This window comes from Streptomyces sp. DSM 110735 (assembly GCF_016482685.1).
Lineage (GTDB): Bacteria > Actinomycetota > Actinomycetes > Streptomycetales > Streptomycetaceae > Streptomyces.
Map to the genome: position 1 here is coordinate 84,356 of NZ_JACYHF010000018.1, position 18,495 is coordinate 102,850.

Here is an 18,495-nt window from a genome sequence, read left to right on the forward strand (position 1 = left end):
AGCGAGAGGTGATCGATGGGCGTCACGGACCCCGCCGGGCCGGTGATGGACCGGGACGAGGTGGACCGTGCGCTGGCGCGGCTCGGCCAGGAGCACGAGGCGATCGAGACCTCGCTGCTCGCGCTCCAGGACCACGCGGGACGCAGACTCCTGGAGGGCGCCGAGCTGACCGGTGTCACCAAGGAGCGCTGGGCTGCCGCGGAAGAGGCGATCACCGTGCTGTGGGCGTGCTTCGACGCGTACACGGCAGCGCTGCGCCGGGCGCGCGAGATCCGCTCCCGGCGCCGCTGGTCCAGCCGTGAGGACCTGGTGGAGCTGACCGGGCTGCTGCGCGGGGAGTCGGTCACGCTGGCGAGTCCGGCGCTCCCGGCGGGCACCGGCAGACTCAGCGAGAGCTGCACGCTGACCGCGCTGGTCGAGCGGATGAACGAGCTGTACGCCTCTTCCCTGGACGTGGTGGTCGCCGCCGACGCGGTGTGGTCGGCGCTGCCCGCCCGGATAGATCTACTCGCCGCCGAACTCCACCGCACCCGCTCTCTCGCCCACTCCGTCGGGGTGCGCCCCGGCGAACACCCCGCCGGTGACGACCTGGAGGGCATCACGGCCACGCTGACCGGGCTGCGCGCCCGCGTGATCAGCGACCCGCTCGCCTACTGGACGCCCGCGCAGGGCAGTTCGGCGCCCGGTGGCGGGCGCCCGGACACCACGGTGTACGACCGCGAGGCACGCGCCCTTGAGGACGTGCGCCGGGAGATCGACGCGGTGCTGACGGTCCGTCAGGACGCCGAGGAGCGGCTGATCCGGCTGCGGGACGTGCTGTCGCGCGCCGACCGGACGCTGGCCGAGGCGCGGACCGCGCGGGGCGAGGTCCTGGCGAAGATCGCGGCGACCGAGGTCCCGGTGGTGAGCGGTCCGCCGACCGTGCTCCAGGAGCAGTTGGCGACGGCTGCCGAGTACCGAAGGCACGCCCGCTGGCACCGGCTCTCCCCGCTGCTGGACTCCCTCGAACGGCGGGCGGAGGACGAACTGCTGCGCGCCCGCGAGTCGTTGACGGCGGTGACCGCGCCGCTCGCGGTCCGCGCCGAGCTGCGCGGGCGCCTGGACGCCTACCGGGCGAAGGTCGCCCGGCACGGTCTGGCCGAGGACCCGCTGCTGATCGAGCGGTACGACGCGGCGCGCCGCACGCTGTGGAGCGCGCCCTGCGATCTGCGCGTGGCGGAGCAGGCGGTGCTGCGCTACCAGCACGCGGCGGCCGAACTGCTCAACGCGCCGAAGGTGCCCGAGCACGGACCCACGGACGCGAAGGGGGACGAGGGGTGAGCGAGGAACGGCACGCCTGCCAGCGCCCGGACTGCGCGGGCAGGTACGAGGACATGGGCGGCGGGGGGCTGTACTGCGACACCTGTGGTCTGGCGCCGGTGGTCGCCCCGGTGACCCCGCTGGTGCCGCCCGTCGTGGTCCCGGAGTCCACCGGTCCCACGGAGAGCGGCAGTTCGCGCAGCGCCCGTACCTCCTCGCAGTCCTCGCGTTCGCGCCGCTCGGTGTCGGGGCGGCTCTCCCGCGCCGACTCGGGCCGCGCCGCCGGGCGTTCGGTGTCGGTGCGCAGCTCGGGCGCGTCCTCGGGGCAGTCCGGGCGCGGACGCCTCGGCGCCGGTCTGGTGGCGGTGCCGCAGGTGCCGAAGCCCGATCCGCGCGCGATGGTGCTGGAGAACCCGCAGGTGCCCGAGCGCAAGCGGTACTGCTCCCGCTCGGACTGCGGGGCGCCGGTCGGCAGGGCGCGAGGTGAGCGTCCGGGGCGCACGGAAGGTTTCTGCACCAAGTGCGGGCACCCGTACTCCTTCGTGCCGAAGCTGCGCGCCGGGGACATCGTGCACGGGCAGTACGAGGTGGCGGGCTGTCTCGCGCACGGCGGGCTCGGCTGGATCTACCTCGCGGTGGACCGTGCCGTCTCCGACCGCTGGGTGGTGCTCAAGGGTCTCCTGGACACCGGCGACCAGGACGCGATGGAGGCGGCGATCTCCGAGCGCCGGTTCCTCGCGGAGATCGAGCACGCGGGCATCGTGCGGATCTACAACTTCGTCGAGCACCTGGACCAGCGCACCGGCTCCCTGGACGGCTACATCGTCATGGAGTACGTCGGCGGCAAGTCCCTGAAGGAGATCGCCAACGCCCGCCGCACCCCGGACGGCAGGCGGGACCCGCTCCCGGTGGAGCAGGCGTGCGCGTACGGCATCGAGGCGCTGGAGGCGCTCGGTCATCTGCACAGCCGCAACCTGCTGTACTGCGACTTCAAGGTCGACAACGCCATCCAGACCGAGGACCAGCTCAAGCTGATCGACATGGGCGCGGTGCGCCGGATCGACGACGAGGAGTCCGCGATCTACGGCACGGTGGGCTACCAGGCACCCGAGGTCGCGGACGTGGGGCCCTCGCCCGCGAGCGACCTGTACACGGTGGGCCGTACCCTCGCCGTCCTCACCTTCGACTTCCAGGGCTACACGACCGTGTACGCCGACTCGCTGCCCGACCCGGACACCATCGAGGTCTTCCGGCGCTACGAGTCCTTCTACCGCTTCCTGGTCCGCGCGACCGACCCCGACCCGGCGCGCCGGTTCGCCTCCGCGCAGGAGATGGCCGAGCAACTGACCGGGGTGCTGCGCGAGGTGGTCTCGCTGCAGACCGGGCAGCCCCGGCCGGCGCTTTCGACCCTGTTCGGACCCGAAGTGCGGGTCACGGACACCGAGTTGTTCCCGGTGCTCGACGGCGACGTCTCCCGCCTGGGGACGCGCGGCACGGGTCGTACGCCCTCCGCCCCGCCCCCCGCCCTGGTCCGGGCGGTGGACACGGCGGCCGCCGCGCTCGCCCTGCCCGTCCCGCTGGTCGACCCGAACGACCCGGACGCCGGTTTCCTCGCGGGTCTGACCGCCACCGCCCCGGGCGAACTCCTCGCCGCGCTGGACGCGGCTCCCGCGCAGACCGTGGAGACCCGGCTGCGCAGGGTCCGCGCCCGCCTCGAACTGGGCGATTCGCAAGCCGCGTTGACGACTCTGTCCCGTCTGGAGGCGGAGCGCCCCGACGACTGGCGGGTGGTCTGGTACCGGGGCGTGACCGCCCTCGCCACCGGCGACCTCGCCCACGCCGCCCTCGCCTTCGACGCGGTCTACGACGCCTTTCCCGGCGAGCCCGCGCCCAAGCTGGCGCTCGGTCTGTGCGCGGAGGTACTGGGTCAACTGGACAACGCCGCCGAGTACTACCGGCTGGTGTGGGCGACCGACCCGGGCTTCGTCAGCGCCGCGTTCGGACTCGCCCGGGTGCGGCTCGCGGCCGGGGACCGCACCGGCGCGGTGGACACCCTGGAGTCGGTGCCGGAGTCGTCCATCCACTACACCGCCGCCCGGGTCGCCGCCGTACGCGCCCGCCTCAGACAGCGCACGGCGAGCCCGGGTGACGTACCGTTCCTGGACGATCTGACCGCCGCGGCGGGTCAGATCGAGGCGCTGGACGCGTACGGTCTGGACCCGGCGCGGCGCGAGCGGTTGTCGGCGGAAGTCCTCGGCTGCGCCCTGGACTGGATACTCTCCCAGGGCAGGGGCACCGGCTCGCCCGCCTCGGGCGGACGGGTGCTGCTCGGCAGCGGTCTGGACGAGCGGGGTCTCCGCTTCGGTCTGGAACGCGCGTACCGCACGCTGGCCCGGCTGGCGCCCGGCGGCGAGGAGAGGATCGAACTGGTGGAACGGGCCAACCGTTACCGCCCCCGGACGTGGGTGTAGGCGAATGTCACAGATGCCCCAGCAGGCCGCACTGCCGAAGTGCCCGAGCTGCGCGGAGCCGCTCGAGCCCGGCGACCTCTTCTGCGGTGCCTGCGGATACGACCTCTCCCAGGTGCCCGCGCCGCCCCGGGACCAGCCGACGCTCGCCATGACGGGCGCCGCCGACGTGGACTGGCCCGCCCCCGAGCCGCCGGGTCCGGACAGCGCCGAACCGAGGACGCACCGCGCCACCGACGTGCCCGGCACCGACTCCGGGGGCGCGCCGCTGCCCGGTCCGGAGGCTGCCTCCGCGGGCGTGCGCCTCGACCGTCCCAGCGAGCCGGACGAGTACGCGCTGCAGGCACCGGACCCGCGCGCCGAGCCCGCCCCGGTCTGCGTGGCCTGCCGCGCGGGCCGGGTCGACGGCGACGGCTACTGCGAGAACTGCGGTCACGCCCAGCCCCGCGAACGCGACCACATGGAACGGGAGTCGGGTCCGCTGGCCGCCGTCAGCGACCGGGGTCTGCGCCACCACCGCAACGAGGACGCCTTCGCCGTCGCGCACACCGCGCTGCCCGACGGCGCGCCCGCCTCCGTCGCCGTCGTCTGCGACGGCGTCTCCTCCGCGACCCGCCCGGACGAGGCGTCCATGGCCGCCTCGCGCGCGGCCGGCGACAGCCTGCTGGCCGCCCTGCCGCGCGGCACACATCCGCAAGCGGCCATGCACGAGGCGATCGTCACCGCCGCACAGGCGGTCGACGCGCTCGCCGGGGAGCCGGACGAGGCGCGCGAACACGCCCCGCACCAGAACGCCCCCGCCTGCACCATCGTCGCCTCCGTCGTCACCTCCGGACTCCTGGTCGTCGGCTGGGTCGGCGACAGCCGCGCCTACTGGGTGCCCGACGACCGCACCGCCGCCCCGGCCCGCCTGACCGAGGACGACTCCTGGGCGGCGCAGATGGTCGCCGCCGGGCTGATGAACGAGGCGGAGGCGTACGCCGACGAGCGCGCCCACGCGATCACCGGCTGGCTCGGCGCGGACGCCTACGAACTGGAGCCGCACACCGCGTCGTTCAAGCCCGACCGGGCGGGAGTGGTGATCGTCTGCACCGACGGTCTGTGGAACTACGCCGAGGCGGCGGAGGAACTGGCCCGCATCGTGCCCGAGGACGCGGCGGAGCGTCCGCTGCACGCCGCGCAGGTGCTCGTCGGCCACGCGCTGGACGGCGGGGGCCACGACAACGTAACAGTGGCCGTCGTGCCGTTCCCCGCGCCCGCTCCGGGGGCAGGATCGGCCTGAGGCCGTTCGCGCGCGGGGACCACCGCGCGCCGTGGGGCGGCCACGTACGGGGAAGCAGCCGCGGGACCGGAGGGGACCGGAACCGCGGCTCACGCACCGCCCCGCCCCGGCGGGGTGCTTCTTGGGGGATGTGAAGCAGCATGGCCAATTTCGCGAAACCGGCGGGTCCGCGGTTCTCGGTGGAGGTCTACCAGAACGAGTACCTGCCGGAGGACGGCCGCGAGGTCCACGCCGTGGTCACGGTGACGGCGACGGGCGGCTCCGCCGCGCTCCGGTCGGCGGGCGCGGGTCCGTCGGCCGCCGTCGCGCTCATGGTGGACTGCTCCGGCTCGATGGACTACCCGCCGGTCAAGATGCGCAACGCCCGCGACGCCACCGCCGCCGCCCTGGACGCCCTGCGCGACGGCACCCGTTTCGCGGTGATCGACGGCACGCACGTCGCCCGCGAGGTCTACCCCGGCGGCGGACGCCTCGCGGTGGCCGACGCCACCACCCGTGAGCAGGCCAAGCGCGCGCTGCGCCGTCTCTCGGCGGGCGGCGGCACCGCCATCGGCACCTGGCTGCGCCTGGCCGACCGGCTGCTCGCCTCGGCGGACGTGGAGATCCGGCACGGCATCCTGCTCACCGACGGGCGCAACGAGCACGAGTCGCCCGAGGAGCTGCGCGCCACCCTGGAGGCGTGCGCCGGACGGTTCACCTGTGACGCCCGCGGGGTGGGCACCGACTGGGAAGTGAAAGAAGTCACAGCCATCGCCTCGGCGCTGCTCGGCACCGCCGACATCGTGGCCGACCCCGCCCGTCTGACCGACGACTTCACGGCGATGATGGAGACGGCGATGGGCAAGGAGGTCGCCGACGTCGCCCTGCGGGTGTGGACCCCGGCGGGCGCCGTCGTCTCGTACCTCAAGCAAGTGGCGCCCTCGGTCGAGGAATTGACCGACCGGCGCACCGAGGCGGGCCCGCGCGCCGGGGACTACCCGACCGGCTCCTGGGGCGACGAGTCCCGCGACTACCACCTGTGCGTGACGGTCCCGGCGGCCGGACTCGGTCAGGAGATGCTGGCCGCGCGGGTCTCTTTGGTGGTCCCGCGACCAGGAGGAACAGCGCGGAACCTGGACGCCCAGGGGCTCGTACGGGCCGTGTGGACCGACGACTTGACCGCCTCGACCGCCATCAACCCCCAAGTCGCCCACTACACGGGTCAGGCCGAACTGGCGCAGGTCATCCAGCAGGGCATAGACCTCCGCAAAGCGGGCGATATGGACGGAGCAACGGCCAAACTGGGACGCGCGGTTCAGCTCGCGAGGGTGTCGGGGAACGCGGATACTGCGAAACTGCTTGCGAAGGTGGTGGACGTGGTGGACGCCTCGACAGGTACTGTGCGGTTGAAAGCGAAGGTCACCGAGGCCGACGAGATGACGCTCGAAACCCGGTCCACCAAGACCGTCCGCGTGAAGAAGTGACCCTGCAGAAACAAGTGCCTCAGGAGAAGGGGTAGCACCGACATGCCGACCTGCCCGAACGGACACCAGTCGGGTGCCGACGACTGGTGCGAGGTGTGCGGTCACCGCATGGCCGGTGCCGTACCCCCGCCCCCGCCGCCCTCCGGCGGCTATGGCTTCCCGCCGCCGCGCGCCGAGGGACGCCCCGCGTCGTCCCCGAACCCGGAGCTGTGCCCGCAGTGCCGTACGCCCCGCGAGGGCGGCGCGCCCTTCTGCGAGGAGTGCCGGTGGAACTTCCTCACCAACACGGCGACCTCGTACACGCCCGCGTCCCCGCCCGGCGGCGGCAGCCGGCAGCCCCGCTTCCAGCCGCCGAGCGCCTCCTACGGCGGCGGTGACGGCTACGAGTACCAGGGCTCCCGCCCCTCCCAGGTCAACCGCCCGGCGGAACCGATACCCCCCTTCGACAACGAGCCCTCGGGCCCGACCCCGTTCGGCGCGGCGCGCGGCGGTGCGCCGACTCCGCCGCAGACGTCGGGGGGTCCGTCGGCGTTCGGCGCCCGCCCCGGCGGCCAGCAGCAGGGGTTCGGCGGCGGCCAGGGCGGTCCCGGCGGCGGTCCCTCGGGCGGCCAGCAGCGCCCGTCGATGTTCGAACGGGAGCGCCCGGGCCAGGGTGGCGGCCAGGGCGGCCCTCCGCCGTTCGGCGGCGCCCGCGACCAGTCGGGCCCCGGCGGTCAGGGTGGCCAAGGCGGTCAGGGCGGCGGTCAGTCACCGTTCGGTCGCGCCCCCTCGGGTCCCGGCGGCCAGGGTGGCCAGGGTGGTCCAGGCGCCTTCGACCGCAACCCCTCCGGCACACAGGGCGGCGGAGCCCAGCCCCCCTACGGCGGTCCTTCCAGCCAGGCACCCTCCGCGTTCGGCGGCGCCCCCTCCCGGCAGACCCCGGGCTACCCGCCGCAGGAGACCGGCCACCCGAACAACGGCGGCCCGTCCTTCGGCGGCGGCGCCGACGACTGGGTCATCTCCCCGCCGTCGTCCCCGTCGCAGAACGGCCCGTCGGGCGGCTACGGCTACCCGCAGCCGCCGTCGGGCTACCAGCAGGGCCCGGCCACGTGGACGGCGACCATCGGCCCGGACCGCGAGTACTTCATGGCGATGATGCAGCGCTCCGGCCCGGAGGCGGCGGGTCTCAACCTCCCCGCCTACTCCCCCGAGCAGCAGCGCCCCCTCACCGGCAACCAGCTCACCATCGGCCGCCGCCGCCACTCCACCGGCGACACCCCCGACATCGACCTCTCCGTCCCCCCGGAAGACCCCGGCGTCTCCCACCAGCACGCCGTCCTCGTCCAGCAGCCCGACGGCACCTGGGCGGTAGTCGACCAGAACTCCACCAACGGCACGACGGTCAACGGCGGCGACGAACCCATCCAGCCCTTCGTCCCGGTCCCCCTCCAGGACGGCGACCGGGTCCACGTGGGCGCGTGGACGACGATCACGATCCGCCGGGACTGAGGCGGGGCGCGGCTGAAGGTCGTCCCGTAAGTGATCTTCGATCGGTGTCGGCCGCCTCGTGCGAGGCGGCGATCGCCTGATGCCCGATCGTGATCCACGGGTGTACAACCCCGCGTGGATCCCGGCTGTCTGAAAGGCGCCGGAAGACGAGTCTCCGGCGCCTTTCGGTGCAGAGATCGGGGATCAGGTGGGGAAGAAGATCTGGAGAGCTGCCGTGGCCGGTGGCGCGGCGGCGGTGTTCACGGGCATGGCCGCGGTGCCGGCCGGAGCGGCCGAGGGCGGGGTCTCGTTCACCCGTGTCCAGGTGAACGGCGGCAAGCCCATCGTGATCGGGGTGTCGGACGAGGTCGCGGCGCCCGCCTCCTTCCGGATGGCGACCACCCACGAGTGGAAGTATCCGGCGGTGTTCCTTTACCGCGGCAATGCGGGTGACCGGCTGTGGCACGCCATCGAGACGAGCGACTGCGTCAAGGTGAGCGCCGGTGTGTGCGACTTCAGCGAGACGATGTACTTCGACCCGAGCGTGTGGGACATGCGCAACAGCGAGGCCGGAGCCTGGAAGGTCGCGGCCGAGGTGTCCTTCAAGGGCGGCGGCGGTGACACCGACGACGAGGGCCTCACTGTCCACGTCAAGCGCAACTCCCGCCTGACGGTGAACGCCTCGCCCGAGCCGGTGACCAAGGGCAGGACCATCACCGTGACCGGAAAGGTCACGCGGGCCAACTGGGAGACCAGGAAGTACGCCTCCTACGGAGACCGCCTGGTGAGCCTGCAGTTCAAGCCCACCGGAGCCACCTCCTACACCACGGTGAAGAAGGTGTACGCGAACGGCTCGGGTGATCTCAGAACGACCGTGAAGGCATCCCGGACCGGCACCTGGCGCTGGGCGTACTACGGCAACACCACCACCGGCCCGTCGACTTCGACCGGCGACAACCTCGTAGTGAAGTAAGTTCCCCGGACTGCCTCTCGACCTAAGGGGTCACGCTGAGCGTGACGCTCACTCGGCTCCACAGGTGACACCTCCTGAGCTTCGGCTCAGGAGCACGCGCTGTTGACCGTCGTCAGCGGGGCCCGTGACCGACCGAGTGCGGATTGCCGAGCTACCCCCGGTGCGCGGCGGCACATGGGGCGTCATTTCGGCACGGGCCAGCCCAACGAAGCCACCAAGCGCCTGGTCCAGCGCTGGGAGAGCGGCGAGACCGCCGTGCCCCGACCGGTGTACGCCCGCGCGCTGGAGAGCGTGACGGGTCTGCCGATCGAGTCGCTGGGGTTCGCGGTCCCGGTGCCGCAGTTGCGCGTGACCGGCGACGGACACGGCGGCCACGACGTTACAGGACAGCCCCGTCGGCGTCCCGGCGACGACCGCGACCCAGACCGCCCCGAGAGGCAACTACTCGGGAATCTGGCTGAGCACGTACGAATACTTCAGCTCCGGGCGCGACAACTCGTTCACCGGCAAGCACTACGTCGTCCTGCTCCAGCACGGCAACCGCCTCACCGGCCGCAGCCTCCCCCAGGGCTCACTGAACCCCGACTCGCCTCTCACCCTGGACCTCCAGGTCGAGGGCAACATCGTCACCGGCACCTGGAACGAGAAGACGGCCAGCGAGGGCTACTACCGCGGCGCACGCTACTTCGGCGCCGTACAGATGCTGGTCGAGCCGACCGGCCGCCGCATGGCCGGCAAGTGGGTCGGCTTCGGCAAGGAGTTCGACGTGAACACGGGCCCGTGGGAGCTGCGCTTCATGGACGCCGACACCAGCAAGGCGACCATCGCCCGCTACAACCGGACCCCCGAATGAGCCGCACCGAACGTGAGTGAGCCCCCGTCGACCGGCGGGGGCTCACTCACGTTCACCTGCCCATGCGGCTACCGCTCGGAAGGAAAGTCCGCACCCCGAGAAGCGCCCTCGTACGCGCGCAACTCCCCGATCATCCCCTCCAGTTGCTCACGGACCGCGTCGTACCCCGCCGCCCCCAGCACGATGCGCCGCGGAGGCTTCTCCTGGTCCATCGCGTCCAGTACGGCTCGCACCCCGCGCCGCGGATCTCCCGGCTGGTGCCCGTCCTGGTCGATCATCGCCGTGCGGACCGACTCGACGAACGGCAGATACGCGGAGACCGACTCGGACACCGACTCGTCGGAGAAGGAGGCGTACGCGTGGGTCCGGAAGGCGCCGGGTTCGACGGCGAGGACGTGGATGCCGAACGGCGCCACCTCCTCGCGCAGCGCCTCCGTCAGACCCTCGACGGCGAACTTCGCGGCGCTGTAGTAGCCGAATCCGGGCACGCCCCGCAGTCCGGCGACGGAGGACATGTTGACGATCCAGCCGCTGCGACGCGCCCGCATACCCGGAAGGGCGGCGCGCAGAAGCTCCGTGACGGAGAAGAAGTTCAGCTCGAAGGAGCGCCGGACGTCGGACTCGGGCGTGCCTTCGACGGAGCCGTACCAGCCGCGTCCCGCGTTGTTGACCAGGACGTCGATGCCGCCGAAGTGATCCTCCGCCGTGCGGACGGCGTCGCGGATCTGCTCGGTGTCGGTGACGTCCAGGGGGAGGACGAGCGCCCGGTCGCCGTGGCGGGCGGCCCAGTCGGTCAGGAGTTTCGGGCGGCGGGCGGTGAGGACGACGTTGTCGCCGCGTTCGAGGGCGGCGTCGGCGTAGGCGATGCCGAAGCCGCCGGGGGAGCCGCCGGTGATGAACCAGGTAGTCATGCTTCCTCGAATCCGGGTCGTCGTCAGGGGGCGATGTCGAGCCGGCTGATCAGCCCGCCGTCGAGGGCGAAGCGGTAGCGCAGGTCGACGGTGCCGCCAGGGAAGTCGCCTTCGAGGTGCTGGACGACGGTGTAGCGGTCGGGTCCCTCACTCTCGGCGCCGACCAGGGTCGTGGTGTACGTGTACTCGGAGCCGGTCCGCTCCAGCCAGCGCGTGAGGGCGAGGGTTCCCTCGTAGGTCTGGCCGTCGTCGGTGACGGTGGCGCCGGGGGCGAACGTGGCCAGGGTGGTGGGGACGTCGTGCGCGTCGTGCGCCCGGAGATAGCGCCGGACGACCTCCGGCAGCTCGACGGTGGCGGTGTCGGGGTTCTCGGTCATGGGGGTGCCTCGCAGACAGGGACATGGCGACATGGCTCGGTGCCGGTGACCCGGTCACCACTGAACCACTCACTGCTAAAATAGAAGCCAGTAACTTCGACTTTAGCAGTAACCAGGGAGAGTGCCATGCCGAACCGGATCAGGCTGGAGGACCGCGAGTGCCCGCTGTCGACCACGGTGCGGCACGTCGGCGAGTGGTGGACGCTGCTGATCCTGCACGACGCCTTCGACGGCTACACGCGCTTCGACCAGTTCCAGCAGAGCCTCGGCATCTCCACCAGCATGCTCACCGCACGCCTGAAGACCCTGGTCGGTGACGGTCTGCTGGAGCGGCGCCCGTACCAGACGAACCCCGTCCGCCACGAGTACGTCCTCACCGACCTCGGTCGCTCCCTGCGCCCCGTGATCGTCGCCCTCGCCGCCTGGGGCAACCGCCACCTCGACCCCGAGGACCGCTCCATGATCCTGATCGACGCCGAGACCGGCGAGGAGTCCGACCCGGTCGTGGTCGACGCCCGCACCGGCAAGCGCCTCGACGACAGCGAGGCGTACGTCTTCAGCGCCGGTCCGGCGGCCAGCGACGCGATGCGCGCCCGCTACACCGAACTCGACCGGCGGCGGCGTACGCGCGCCACCGACCCGAACGCGTCGTAGCCGCACGGCACCGGGCAGGGGTCCTACGACCCGGGTCCTCGGTCACCCCGTCTGAGACCATGGACGGGTGAATGAGATCCGGCGTGGCACGCTTCAGGAGCAGACCTTCTACGAGCAGGTCGGCGGGGAGGAGACGTTCCGGCGGCTCGTCCACCGCTTCTACGAGGGCGTCGCGGAGGACCCGCTGCTCAAGCCGATGTACCCGGAGGAGGACCTGGGTCCGGCGGAGGAGCGGCTGACGCTCTTCCTCATCCAGTACTGGGGCGGTCCGACCACCTACAGCGAGAACCGGGGGCATCCCCGGCTGCGGATGCGGCACGCGCCGTTCGCCGTGGACCGGGCCGCGCACGACGCCTGGCTGAAGCACATGCGGGTGGCGGTGGACGAGCTGGAGCTCTCCGAGGAGCACGAGCGGACGCTGTGGAACTACCTCACGTACGCCGCCGCCTCGATGGTCAACACCGAGGGCTGAAGCCCGAGAAGCCCCCGCCGAAACAGGTCAGCGCACGCTGACGCCGAGCGCGCCGAGCCCCGCCCCGCGCACGGCGACCGAGCCGTACGGCGTGCGCAGCCGCAGCCAGGTGCCCGAGGACAGCAGGACGACGTCCGCCGCGCCGGTGCCGGGGCGCAGGAAACCGAGCGAGTGCGCCGCGTGCACGGCGCGCAGCGGGAGCCGGGTCGTACCGATCTCGCGGGACCAGATCTCCCGTCCCGTACGGTCCAGTTCGGCGCGGGTGCGCGCCTCGGGCGCCAGTTCCTCGGTGCGGGCGCGGAACTCCGCGACCGACTGGCCGACGGTACGGCGCAGTTCCTCCGGGGCGGGCAGCCCCGGCTCGGGACGCCAGCCGCCGCGCGGCGGCAGCACCCCGGCCCACGGCGGACCCGTGACGGCGGCGGGTACGGCGGCGGTGGCCGCCCGGTCGTCCAGGGACTCCAGCAGTTCACCGGCGGAGACGGTCGCGTCGAGGGTGACGTCGAGCCCGTCCTCGTACGGCTTGGCGAGCCGCGCCGTACGGATGGCGAGCACCTCGAAGGACGGTGGCCGGCCGAAGACGGCGAGCGCCGTGCCCGCCGCCTGGAGACGCACCGCCGCTCCCCGGTCGTAATGGAGCAGCCGGGAGAGGAAGGCGCCGAGGTCCGCCGCCTCCCTCTCGTCGGCGAGGTGGAGCACCGTCATGCGGCGACGGCCTTTTCCTCGTCACTCGCGCCGGTTCTGCCGCCGTCGTCAGTGTACTCGCTGAGGAACTCGCGCTCCTCGGCGGTGATCCGACGGGGGCGCTGAGCCTCGAAGTCGAACGGGACGATCACGGTGGACGCCCGGACGTAGACGAGATCGTCGTCCTTCACCTCGTAGGTGAGGGTGAAGGACGCGGCCCTGATCTCGGTGACCCACAGCTCGATGTCGACCGGCGCGTGCCGGTGGACGAGCTGGCGCTTGTAGTCGATCTCGTGTCGCGCCACGACCGACCCCTGCTTGAAGTCCTTGTCCGGACGGAACAGGAAGTCGATACGGGCCTCCTCCAGATAGCGGAGGAACACCACGTTGTTGACGTGGCCGTACGCGTCCATGTCCGCCCAGCGCAGCGGGCAGCGGTAGATGTGGCGCAAGGTGAGATCAGCCCCGGGTCAGCTTCTTGTAGGTGGCGCGGTGCGGGCGGGCGGCGTCGGCACCGAGCCGCTCGATCTTGTTCTTCTCGTACGACTCGAAGTTGCCCTCGAACCAGAACCACTTGGACTCGCCCTCGTAGGCGAGGATGTGCGTGGCGACCCGGTCCAGGAACCAGCGGTCGTGGGAGACGACCACGGCGCAGCCGGGGAACTCGAGGAGCGCGTTCTCCAGGCTGGAGAGGGTCTCGACGTCGAGGTCGTTGGTGGGCTCGTCGAGGAGCAGCAGGTTGCCGCCCTGCTTGAGGGTGAGCGCGAGGTTGAGGCGGTTGCGCTCACCGCCGGACAGCACGCCCGAGGGCTTCTGCTGGTCCGGACCCTTGAAGCCGAAGGCCGACACGTAGGCGCGGGACGGCATCTCGACCTGGCCGACGTTGATGTAGTCGAGACCGTCGGAGACGACCTCCCACAGCGTCTTCTTGGGGTCGATGTTCTCGCGGCTCTGGTCGACGTACGAGATCTTGACGGTGTCGCCGACCTTGATGTCGCCGGAGTCCGGGGTCTCCAGACCCTGGATCATCTTGAACAGCGTGGTCTTGCCCGCGCCGTTCGGACCGATGATGCCGACGATGCCGTTGCGCGGCAGCGTGAAGCTCAGGTTGTCGACGAGGACCTTCTCGCCGAACGCCTTGTTGAGGTCGTTGACCTCGACGACGATGTTGCCCAGGCGCGGACCCGGCGGGATCTGGATCTCCTCGAAGTCCAGCTTCCGCATCTTGTCGGCTTCGGCGGCCATTTCCTCGTAACGGGCGAGGCGGGCCTTGGACTTGGCCTGACGCCCCTTGGCGTTGGACCGCACCCACTCCAGCTCGTCCTTGAGGCGCTTCTGCCGCTTGGCGTCCTTCTGGCCCTCGACCTTGAGGCGGGCTGCCTTGGTCTCCAGGTACTTGGAGTAGTTGCCCTCGTAGCCGTGCAGACGACCGCGGTCGACCTCGCAGATCCAGCCGGCCACGTTGTCCAGGAAGTACCGGTCGTGGGTGACGGCTACGACGGTGCCGGGGTACTTGGCCAGGTGCTGCTCCAGCCAGTTCACCGACTCGGCGTCGAGGTGGTTGGTGGGCTCGTCGAGGAGCAGCAGGTCGGGCTGCTCCAGGAGCAGCTTGCAGAGCGCGACGCGGCGCTTCTCGCCACCGGAGAGGTTGGCGACGGGCCAGTCGCCGGGCGGGCAGCCCAGCGCGTCCATCGCCTGCTCGAGCTGGGCGTCGAGGTCCCAGGCGTTGGCGTGGTCCAGCTCCTCCTGGAGCTTGCCCATCTCTTCGAGCAGCGCGTCGGAGTAGTCGGTCGCCATCAGCTCGGCGATCTCGTTGAACCGGTCGAGCTTGCCCTTGATCTCGGCGACGCCCTCCTGGACGTTCTCCAGGACCGTCTTCTCCTCGTTGAGCGGGGGCTCCTGGAGGAGGATGCCGACGGTGTAGCCGGGCGAGAGGAAGGCATCGCCGTTGGAGGGCTGCTCCAGCCCGGCCATGATCTTCAGCACGGTCGACTTACCGGCACCGTTCGGACCGACGACACCGATCTTCGCCCCTGGCAGGAAGCTCAGGGTGACGTCGTCGAGGATCACCTTGTCGCCGTGCGCTTTGCGCGCCTTGCGCATGGTGTAAATGAACTCAGCCAAGAGAAACCGTCCGGCAGCTTGAAATCTGGCAGTGGGCAGATACACCCCATCTTGCCGTACGGCCAGGCTTCCGCGGAAACTCGTTCTTGGCGGGGGGTGTGAGCTGGGGGTTCGTCGCGGAGGCGGGTGACTTGGCTGTCACTGTCGGTGGCCGTCGTCGGCTCGCACAGCCCCGGTACATCCCGGCGCCAGCCCCTGCCCTTACCGATCTCAACCAAAAACGCACGAATCGTCGACATCCGGGCTAGCCTGGCGCTCCACCATCTGGGGGGATGTATGGGACTGCGCATCAACAAGTCGTTCAAGATCGCACCTGGTGTCCGCGTCCGTCTCGGCACAAAGTCGAGCAGCCTGAGCATCGGGGGCAAGGCCGGCCGAGTGACCATCAACAGCCGCGGTCGCCGTACGACGACTGTGCGCCTCGCCCCTGGCGTCTCCTACTCCACTTCCTCCACTTCCTCTTCGAAGGGAACAAGACCGAAGCCAAGCCGCGCTCCCGCTGCCGCACCGGCTACCCCGTCCGGCAGAGCCCCCCTTGGAGCACTCATCGCGCCGCGCCGAAACAGTACTGAAGGCTGGGTAGCGGCCGACGAACGAGGCGTCGTCGTACATCGGAGAGATCTTGAGGACGTCCGCATTCCGCTAGTGCACCTTGCCTCCGCAGAGCTGGACGGGAAGGAGCTCACGCTGAAAACGTCAGACGCGACGACCTACCACCTGAGGCTCACTACCTTTTCCACTGCGCGGGATCTCCGGTTCGTAGAGGCCTTGGCTCGCGCTGCTCGGCTGACTCAGAGCTGACGACGCTCAGCGTGCACCCATGACGGCGAGCCATGGCCCCAGGGAATCACCCTCGCGGAACGGCTGACCGCCACATCGACGGGGACACTGACCGTCACCGGAGTGCCGGGCAGCCAGACGACCGCCGTCCTCAGCAGTCGAGGACGTGAGGGATGGCACTGGTCGGCAAGGGATCCCGGTGGATCGCCGTGAACGGCATGACCTACCACTGACGCCCACCACACGGACCCACCTACAGCCAGGCCCTGACCTGGGCGCTGAAACTCAGGCCGGGAGCTACTTCTTACGCCGCCGCCCCGCCTTCTTCTTCAACTCAGCCTGCCCCCGCTGCGTCCAGTCCCCTTGATGGCGATAGCAGCGCGCCGTCCCCTTCATCGTCTTGTTCTGGCAGCGGCGTCCAGCCTCCGTAGGCCAGCCGCACTTGCCCTGCTTCCACTCCCCCACAGTCCACCCCCAGGCAGCTCACGGCATGTGTCGACCCCAGGGTGCGCGACCGTACAGGCGTGCGGCAGGGCGCAGGGCGGGCGGAATCGGCGCTACGCGCGCACGCGGGTTGGTACGTCGAAGCGCGCCGGAATCCGGCACCGCCGGAAAAGGTGACGTGAGCTGTCACCTTTGGCGTGCACCGTGGTGGCATGGAGAACGACACCACCCCCCAGGACGCCCCCCGCCCCCTCACGAACCGCGTCGCGCTCGTCGCCGGAGCCACCCGAGGTGCCGGTCGCGCGCTCGCCGTGGAGCTGGGGCGCGCCGGAGCCACCGTGTACGTCACCGGCCGCACCACCCGGGACCGGGTCAGCGAGGTCGGCAGGGCGACGGAGACCATCGAGGAGACAGCGGAGCTGGTCGGCGCGGTCGGCGGCACAGGCGTCGCCGTCCCCACCGATCATCTGGACGAGGACCAGGTACGCGCTCCCGTCGAGCGGATCGACCGTGAGCAGGGCCGACTCGACATCCTCGTCAACGATCTCTGGGGCGGCGAGCATCTGCTCGGCGGCTCGGTGTTCGGGAAGAAGAGCTGGGAGACGCCGCTCGCGGACGGGCTGCGCATCCTCGAACTCGGGGTGCGGTCGCACGTGATCACCGCGGCGCTCGCGCTACCGCTGCTGATCCGCTCGGACGCGCCGCTGCTGGTGGAAGTCACGGACGGTACGGCGGAGTTCAACCGCACCTACCGCGACAACCTCTACTACGACCTCGCGAAGACCGCCCCCATCCGGATCGCCTACGGGCTGGGCGCGGAACTGGCGGCGTACGGAGGCACGGCCGTCTCCGTGACGCCGGGCTTCCTGCGCTCGGAGCAGATGCTCGCCCACTTCGGCGTGACGGAGGAGAACTGGCGCGACGCCGCGGCGAAGGAACCGGACTTCGCCGTCGCCGAGTCGCCGTACTACCTCGCCCGAGGGGTCGCCGCACTCGCCGCCGACCCGGAAAGGGCGACCCGCTGGAACCGGAAGTCCACCTCCAGCGCGGAACTCGCCAAGGTCTACGACGTACGGGACGTGGACGGCAGCCGACCGGACGCGTGGGCGTACTTCGCCGAGGTCAAGTTCGCCGGAAAGCCCGGCACTCCGGACGACTACCGCTGATCCCCCACCCCGTACAGCTCGGCAACGGCCCGCGCCCGCTCACGGAAGCGGGCGCGCAGGCTCGCCGGGGCCAGCACCTCCACCTCCGCGCCCAGCTCGGCCAGTTGGGCGAAGGCGACCTCCTCCGCCTCCACCGGCAGGTCGAGCGTGACGCGCCCGGCGTCGTCGGGTCCGGTCGCGGAACCCAGCGCCTCATCGACCCCGGCCGCGTCCACCACGGCGGGCAGCCGACGCAGCCCTCGCTCGGTCACGCGCACGGTGACGGTCGTCCGCAGCAGCGCCCGCGCGAACTCGACCGCCTGAGCCTGCCAGTGCGCGGCCAGGTCGAAGGACGGGTCCCGGACGAAGGGTTGATCGAGACCCGGGGCAGGGAACAGCCCCGTCACCCGATCGACGCGGTACGTCCGCCAGGCGCCGTCCCGGTCCCGCCCCTCCCCCGGCACGCGCCCCACGACGTACCAGACCCCCGCCTTCAGCACGAGCCCGTACGGCTCCAGCAGACGCGTCACCGTGCTGGGCGCCGCCCCGTCCCGCCCCGGCCGCGCGTACGCCAACTCGACGGTCCGGTCGGACCACACGGCCCGCGCCAGCTCCGGCAGCAACTCCGGTACCGACGGCTCCCGGAACCACGCCGGAGCGTCCAGATGGAACCGCCGTACCGACGACTCCGCCGCCTCCCGCAACGACGGCAACAGCGTCGCCGACAGCTTCAGCCGAGCCGCGCCCGCCGCGTCCGCCAGCCCGAGATCGCGCAGCGCCGTGGGCAGACCGGACAGGAACAGCGTCTCCGCCTCGCTGGGATGCAGCGTGGTCAGCCGCGTCCGATGCCCCGGCGCCAGCCGGTACCCACCCCCGCGCCCCCGCTCGGACCGGACCGGCACCCCCGCGTCCTGCAACGCCTGAGCGTCCCGGATCACCGTCCGCTCGGAAACCTCCAGCTCCCGGGCGATCTCGGCAGCGGTCACCCCGGGCCGCGACTGCACGAGCAGCGCCATACGGATCAGACGAGAGGCACGCATACCTCCAGCATCCCGGACCCGACGACTGCCCGGCGCGATGGTGGATACGATCATCATCC

Annotated in this window: 16 protein-coding genes and 1 pseudogene; 11 read left to right on the forward strand and 6 right to left on the reverse strand. The window is 71.4% G+C overall.

Features of this window, described 5'->3' with window-relative positions:
• Nucleotides 1-15: 15 nt before the first annotated feature.
• The 7 genes and pseudogenes from IF655_RS24150 (at nucleotide 16) to IF655_RS24180 (ending at nucleotide 9,805) form a co-directional block, all read left to right on the forward strand.
• Nucleotides 16-1,320, forward strand: coding sequence for a hypothetical protein (locus IF655_RS24150; RefSeq protein WP_199587203.1), 1,305 nt, complete (start codon nucleotides 16-18; stop codon nucleotides 1,318-1,320).
• A 53-nt stretch (nucleotides 1,321-1,373) separates the two neighbouring features.
• Nucleotides 1,374-3,770, forward strand: coding sequence for a serine/threonine-protein kinase (locus IF655_RS24155; RefSeq protein ID WP_199587263.1), 2,397 nt, complete (start codon nucleotides 1,374-1,376; stop codon nucleotides 3,768-3,770).
• Between the two features lie 4 nt (nucleotides 3,771-3,774).
• Nucleotides 3,775-5,049 (forward strand): PP2C family serine/threonine-protein phosphatase, encoded by a 1,275-nt coding sequence (locus IF655_RS24160; RefSeq protein ID WP_199587204.1) that lies wholly within the window; start codon nucleotides 3,775-3,777, stop codon nucleotides 5,047-5,049.
• Nucleotides 5,050-5,189: 140 nt separating this feature from the next.
• Nucleotides 5,190-6,512 carry a VWA domain-containing protein gene (locus IF655_RS24165; RefSeq protein WP_199587205.1) on the forward strand — a complete coding sequence of 441 codons (1,323 nt, stop codon included), beginning with the start codon at nucleotides 5,190-5,192 and terminating at the stop codon, nucleotides 6,510-6,512.
• A 42-nt stretch (nucleotides 6,513-6,554) separates the two neighbouring features.
• Complete coding sequence (locus tag IF655_RS24170; protein WP_199587206.1) at nucleotides 6,555-8,000, forward strand: FHA domain-containing protein; 1,446 nt, start codon at nucleotides 6,555-6,557, stop codon at nucleotides 7,998-8,000.
• A gap of 187 nt (nucleotides 8,001-8,187) precedes the next feature.
• Nucleotides 8,188-8,952: a hypothetical protein gene (locus tag IF655_RS24175; RefSeq protein WP_199587207.1), complete on the forward strand. Its 765-nt coding sequence runs from the start codon at nucleotides 8,188-8,190 to the stop codon at nucleotides 8,950-8,952.
• A gap of 174 nt (nucleotides 8,953-9,126) precedes the next feature.
• Nucleotides 9,127-9,805: pseudogene (locus IF655_RS24180) on the forward strand (XRE family transcriptional regulator).
• Nucleotides 9,806-9,873: 68 nt separating this feature from the next.
• Here IF655_RS24180 and IF655_RS24185 read toward each other — a convergent pair.
• Nucleotides 9,874-10,716, reverse strand: coding sequence for an oxidoreductase (locus tag IF655_RS24185; protein ID WP_199587208.1), 843 nt, complete (start codon nucleotides 10,714-10,716; stop codon nucleotides 9,874-9,876).
• 23 nt (nucleotides 10,717-10,739) lie between these two features.
• Nucleotides 10,740-11,093 carry a nuclear transport factor 2 family protein gene (locus IF655_RS24190; protein ID WP_199587209.1) on the reverse strand — a complete coding sequence of 118 codons (354 nt, stop codon included), beginning with the start codon at nucleotides 11,091-11,093 and terminating at the stop codon, nucleotides 10,740-10,742.
• 126 nt (nucleotides 11,094-11,219) lie between these two features.
• Here IF655_RS24190 and IF655_RS24195 point away from each other — a divergent pair, with 126 nt between their 5' ends.
• Both IF655_RS24195 and IF655_RS24200 read left to right on the forward strand, forming a co-directional pair.
• Nucleotides 11,220-11,747: a helix-turn-helix domain-containing protein gene (locus IF655_RS24195; protein ID WP_199587210.1), complete on the forward strand. Its 528-nt coding sequence runs from the start codon at nucleotides 11,220-11,222 to the stop codon at nucleotides 11,745-11,747.
• Between the two features lie 67 nt (nucleotides 11,748-11,814).
• A complete protein-coding gene (locus IF655_RS24200) occupies nucleotides 11,815-12,219 on the forward strand; it encodes a globin (RefSeq protein WP_199587211.1) in 405 nt (134 codons plus the stop codon).
• Between the two features lie 27 nt (nucleotides 12,220-12,246).
• Here IF655_RS24200 and IF655_RS24205 read toward each other — a convergent pair whose 3' ends face one another.
• The 3 genes from IF655_RS24205 to ettA are packed head-to-tail and all read right to left on the reverse strand — an operon-like array spanning nucleotide 12,247 to nucleotide 15,027.
• The gene (locus IF655_RS24205; RefSeq protein ID WP_199587212.1) at nucleotides 12,247-12,924 is read right to left on the reverse strand and encodes a hypothetical protein; all 678 of its coding nucleotides are present in this window, start codon (nucleotides 12,922-12,924) and stop codon (nucleotides 12,247-12,249) included.
• On the reverse strand, nucleotides 12,921-13,355 hold the full coding sequence (locus IF655_RS24210; RefSeq protein WP_199587213.1) for a thioesterase family protein: 435 nt from the start codon (nucleotides 13,353-13,355) through the stop codon (nucleotides 12,921-12,923). Before IF655_RS24210 ends, IF655_RS24205 begins: the two co-directional genes overlap by 4 nt.
• A gap of 7 nt (nucleotides 13,356-13,362) precedes the next feature.
• Complete coding sequence (gene ettA, locus IF655_RS24215; RefSeq protein ID WP_199587214.1) at nucleotides 13,363-15,027, reverse strand: energy-dependent translational throttle protein EttA; 1,665 nt, start codon at nucleotides 15,025-15,027, stop codon at nucleotides 13,363-13,365.
• A gap of 276 nt (nucleotides 15,028-15,303) precedes the next feature.
• Between ettA and IF655_RS24220 the strand changes: the two genes are divergently transcribed.
• Both IF655_RS24220 and IF655_RS24225 read left to right on the forward strand, forming a co-directional pair.
• On the forward strand, nucleotides 15,304-15,828 hold the full coding sequence (locus IF655_RS24220; RefSeq protein ID WP_199587215.1) for a DUF4236 domain-containing protein: 525 nt from the start codon (nucleotides 15,304-15,306) through the stop codon (nucleotides 15,826-15,828).
• A 635-nt stretch (nucleotides 15,829-16,463) separates the two neighbouring features.
• Nucleotides 16,464-17,417 carry an SDR family oxidoreductase gene (locus IF655_RS24225; RefSeq protein ID WP_199587216.1) on the forward strand — a complete coding sequence of 318 codons (954 nt, stop codon included), beginning with the start codon at nucleotides 16,464-16,466 and terminating at the stop codon, nucleotides 17,415-17,417.
• On the opposite strand, the gene IF655_RS24230 is transcribed toward IF655_RS24225, so the two are convergent.
• Entirely contained in the window at nucleotides 17,408-18,436 is a 1,029-nt protein-coding gene (locus IF655_RS24230) for a YafY family protein (protein WP_199587217.1), read from the reverse strand. The two genes, IF655_RS24225 and IF655_RS24230, sit on opposite strands and share 10 nt — an antisense overlap.
• Between the last annotated feature and the right edge of the window lie 59 nt (nucleotides 18,437-18,495).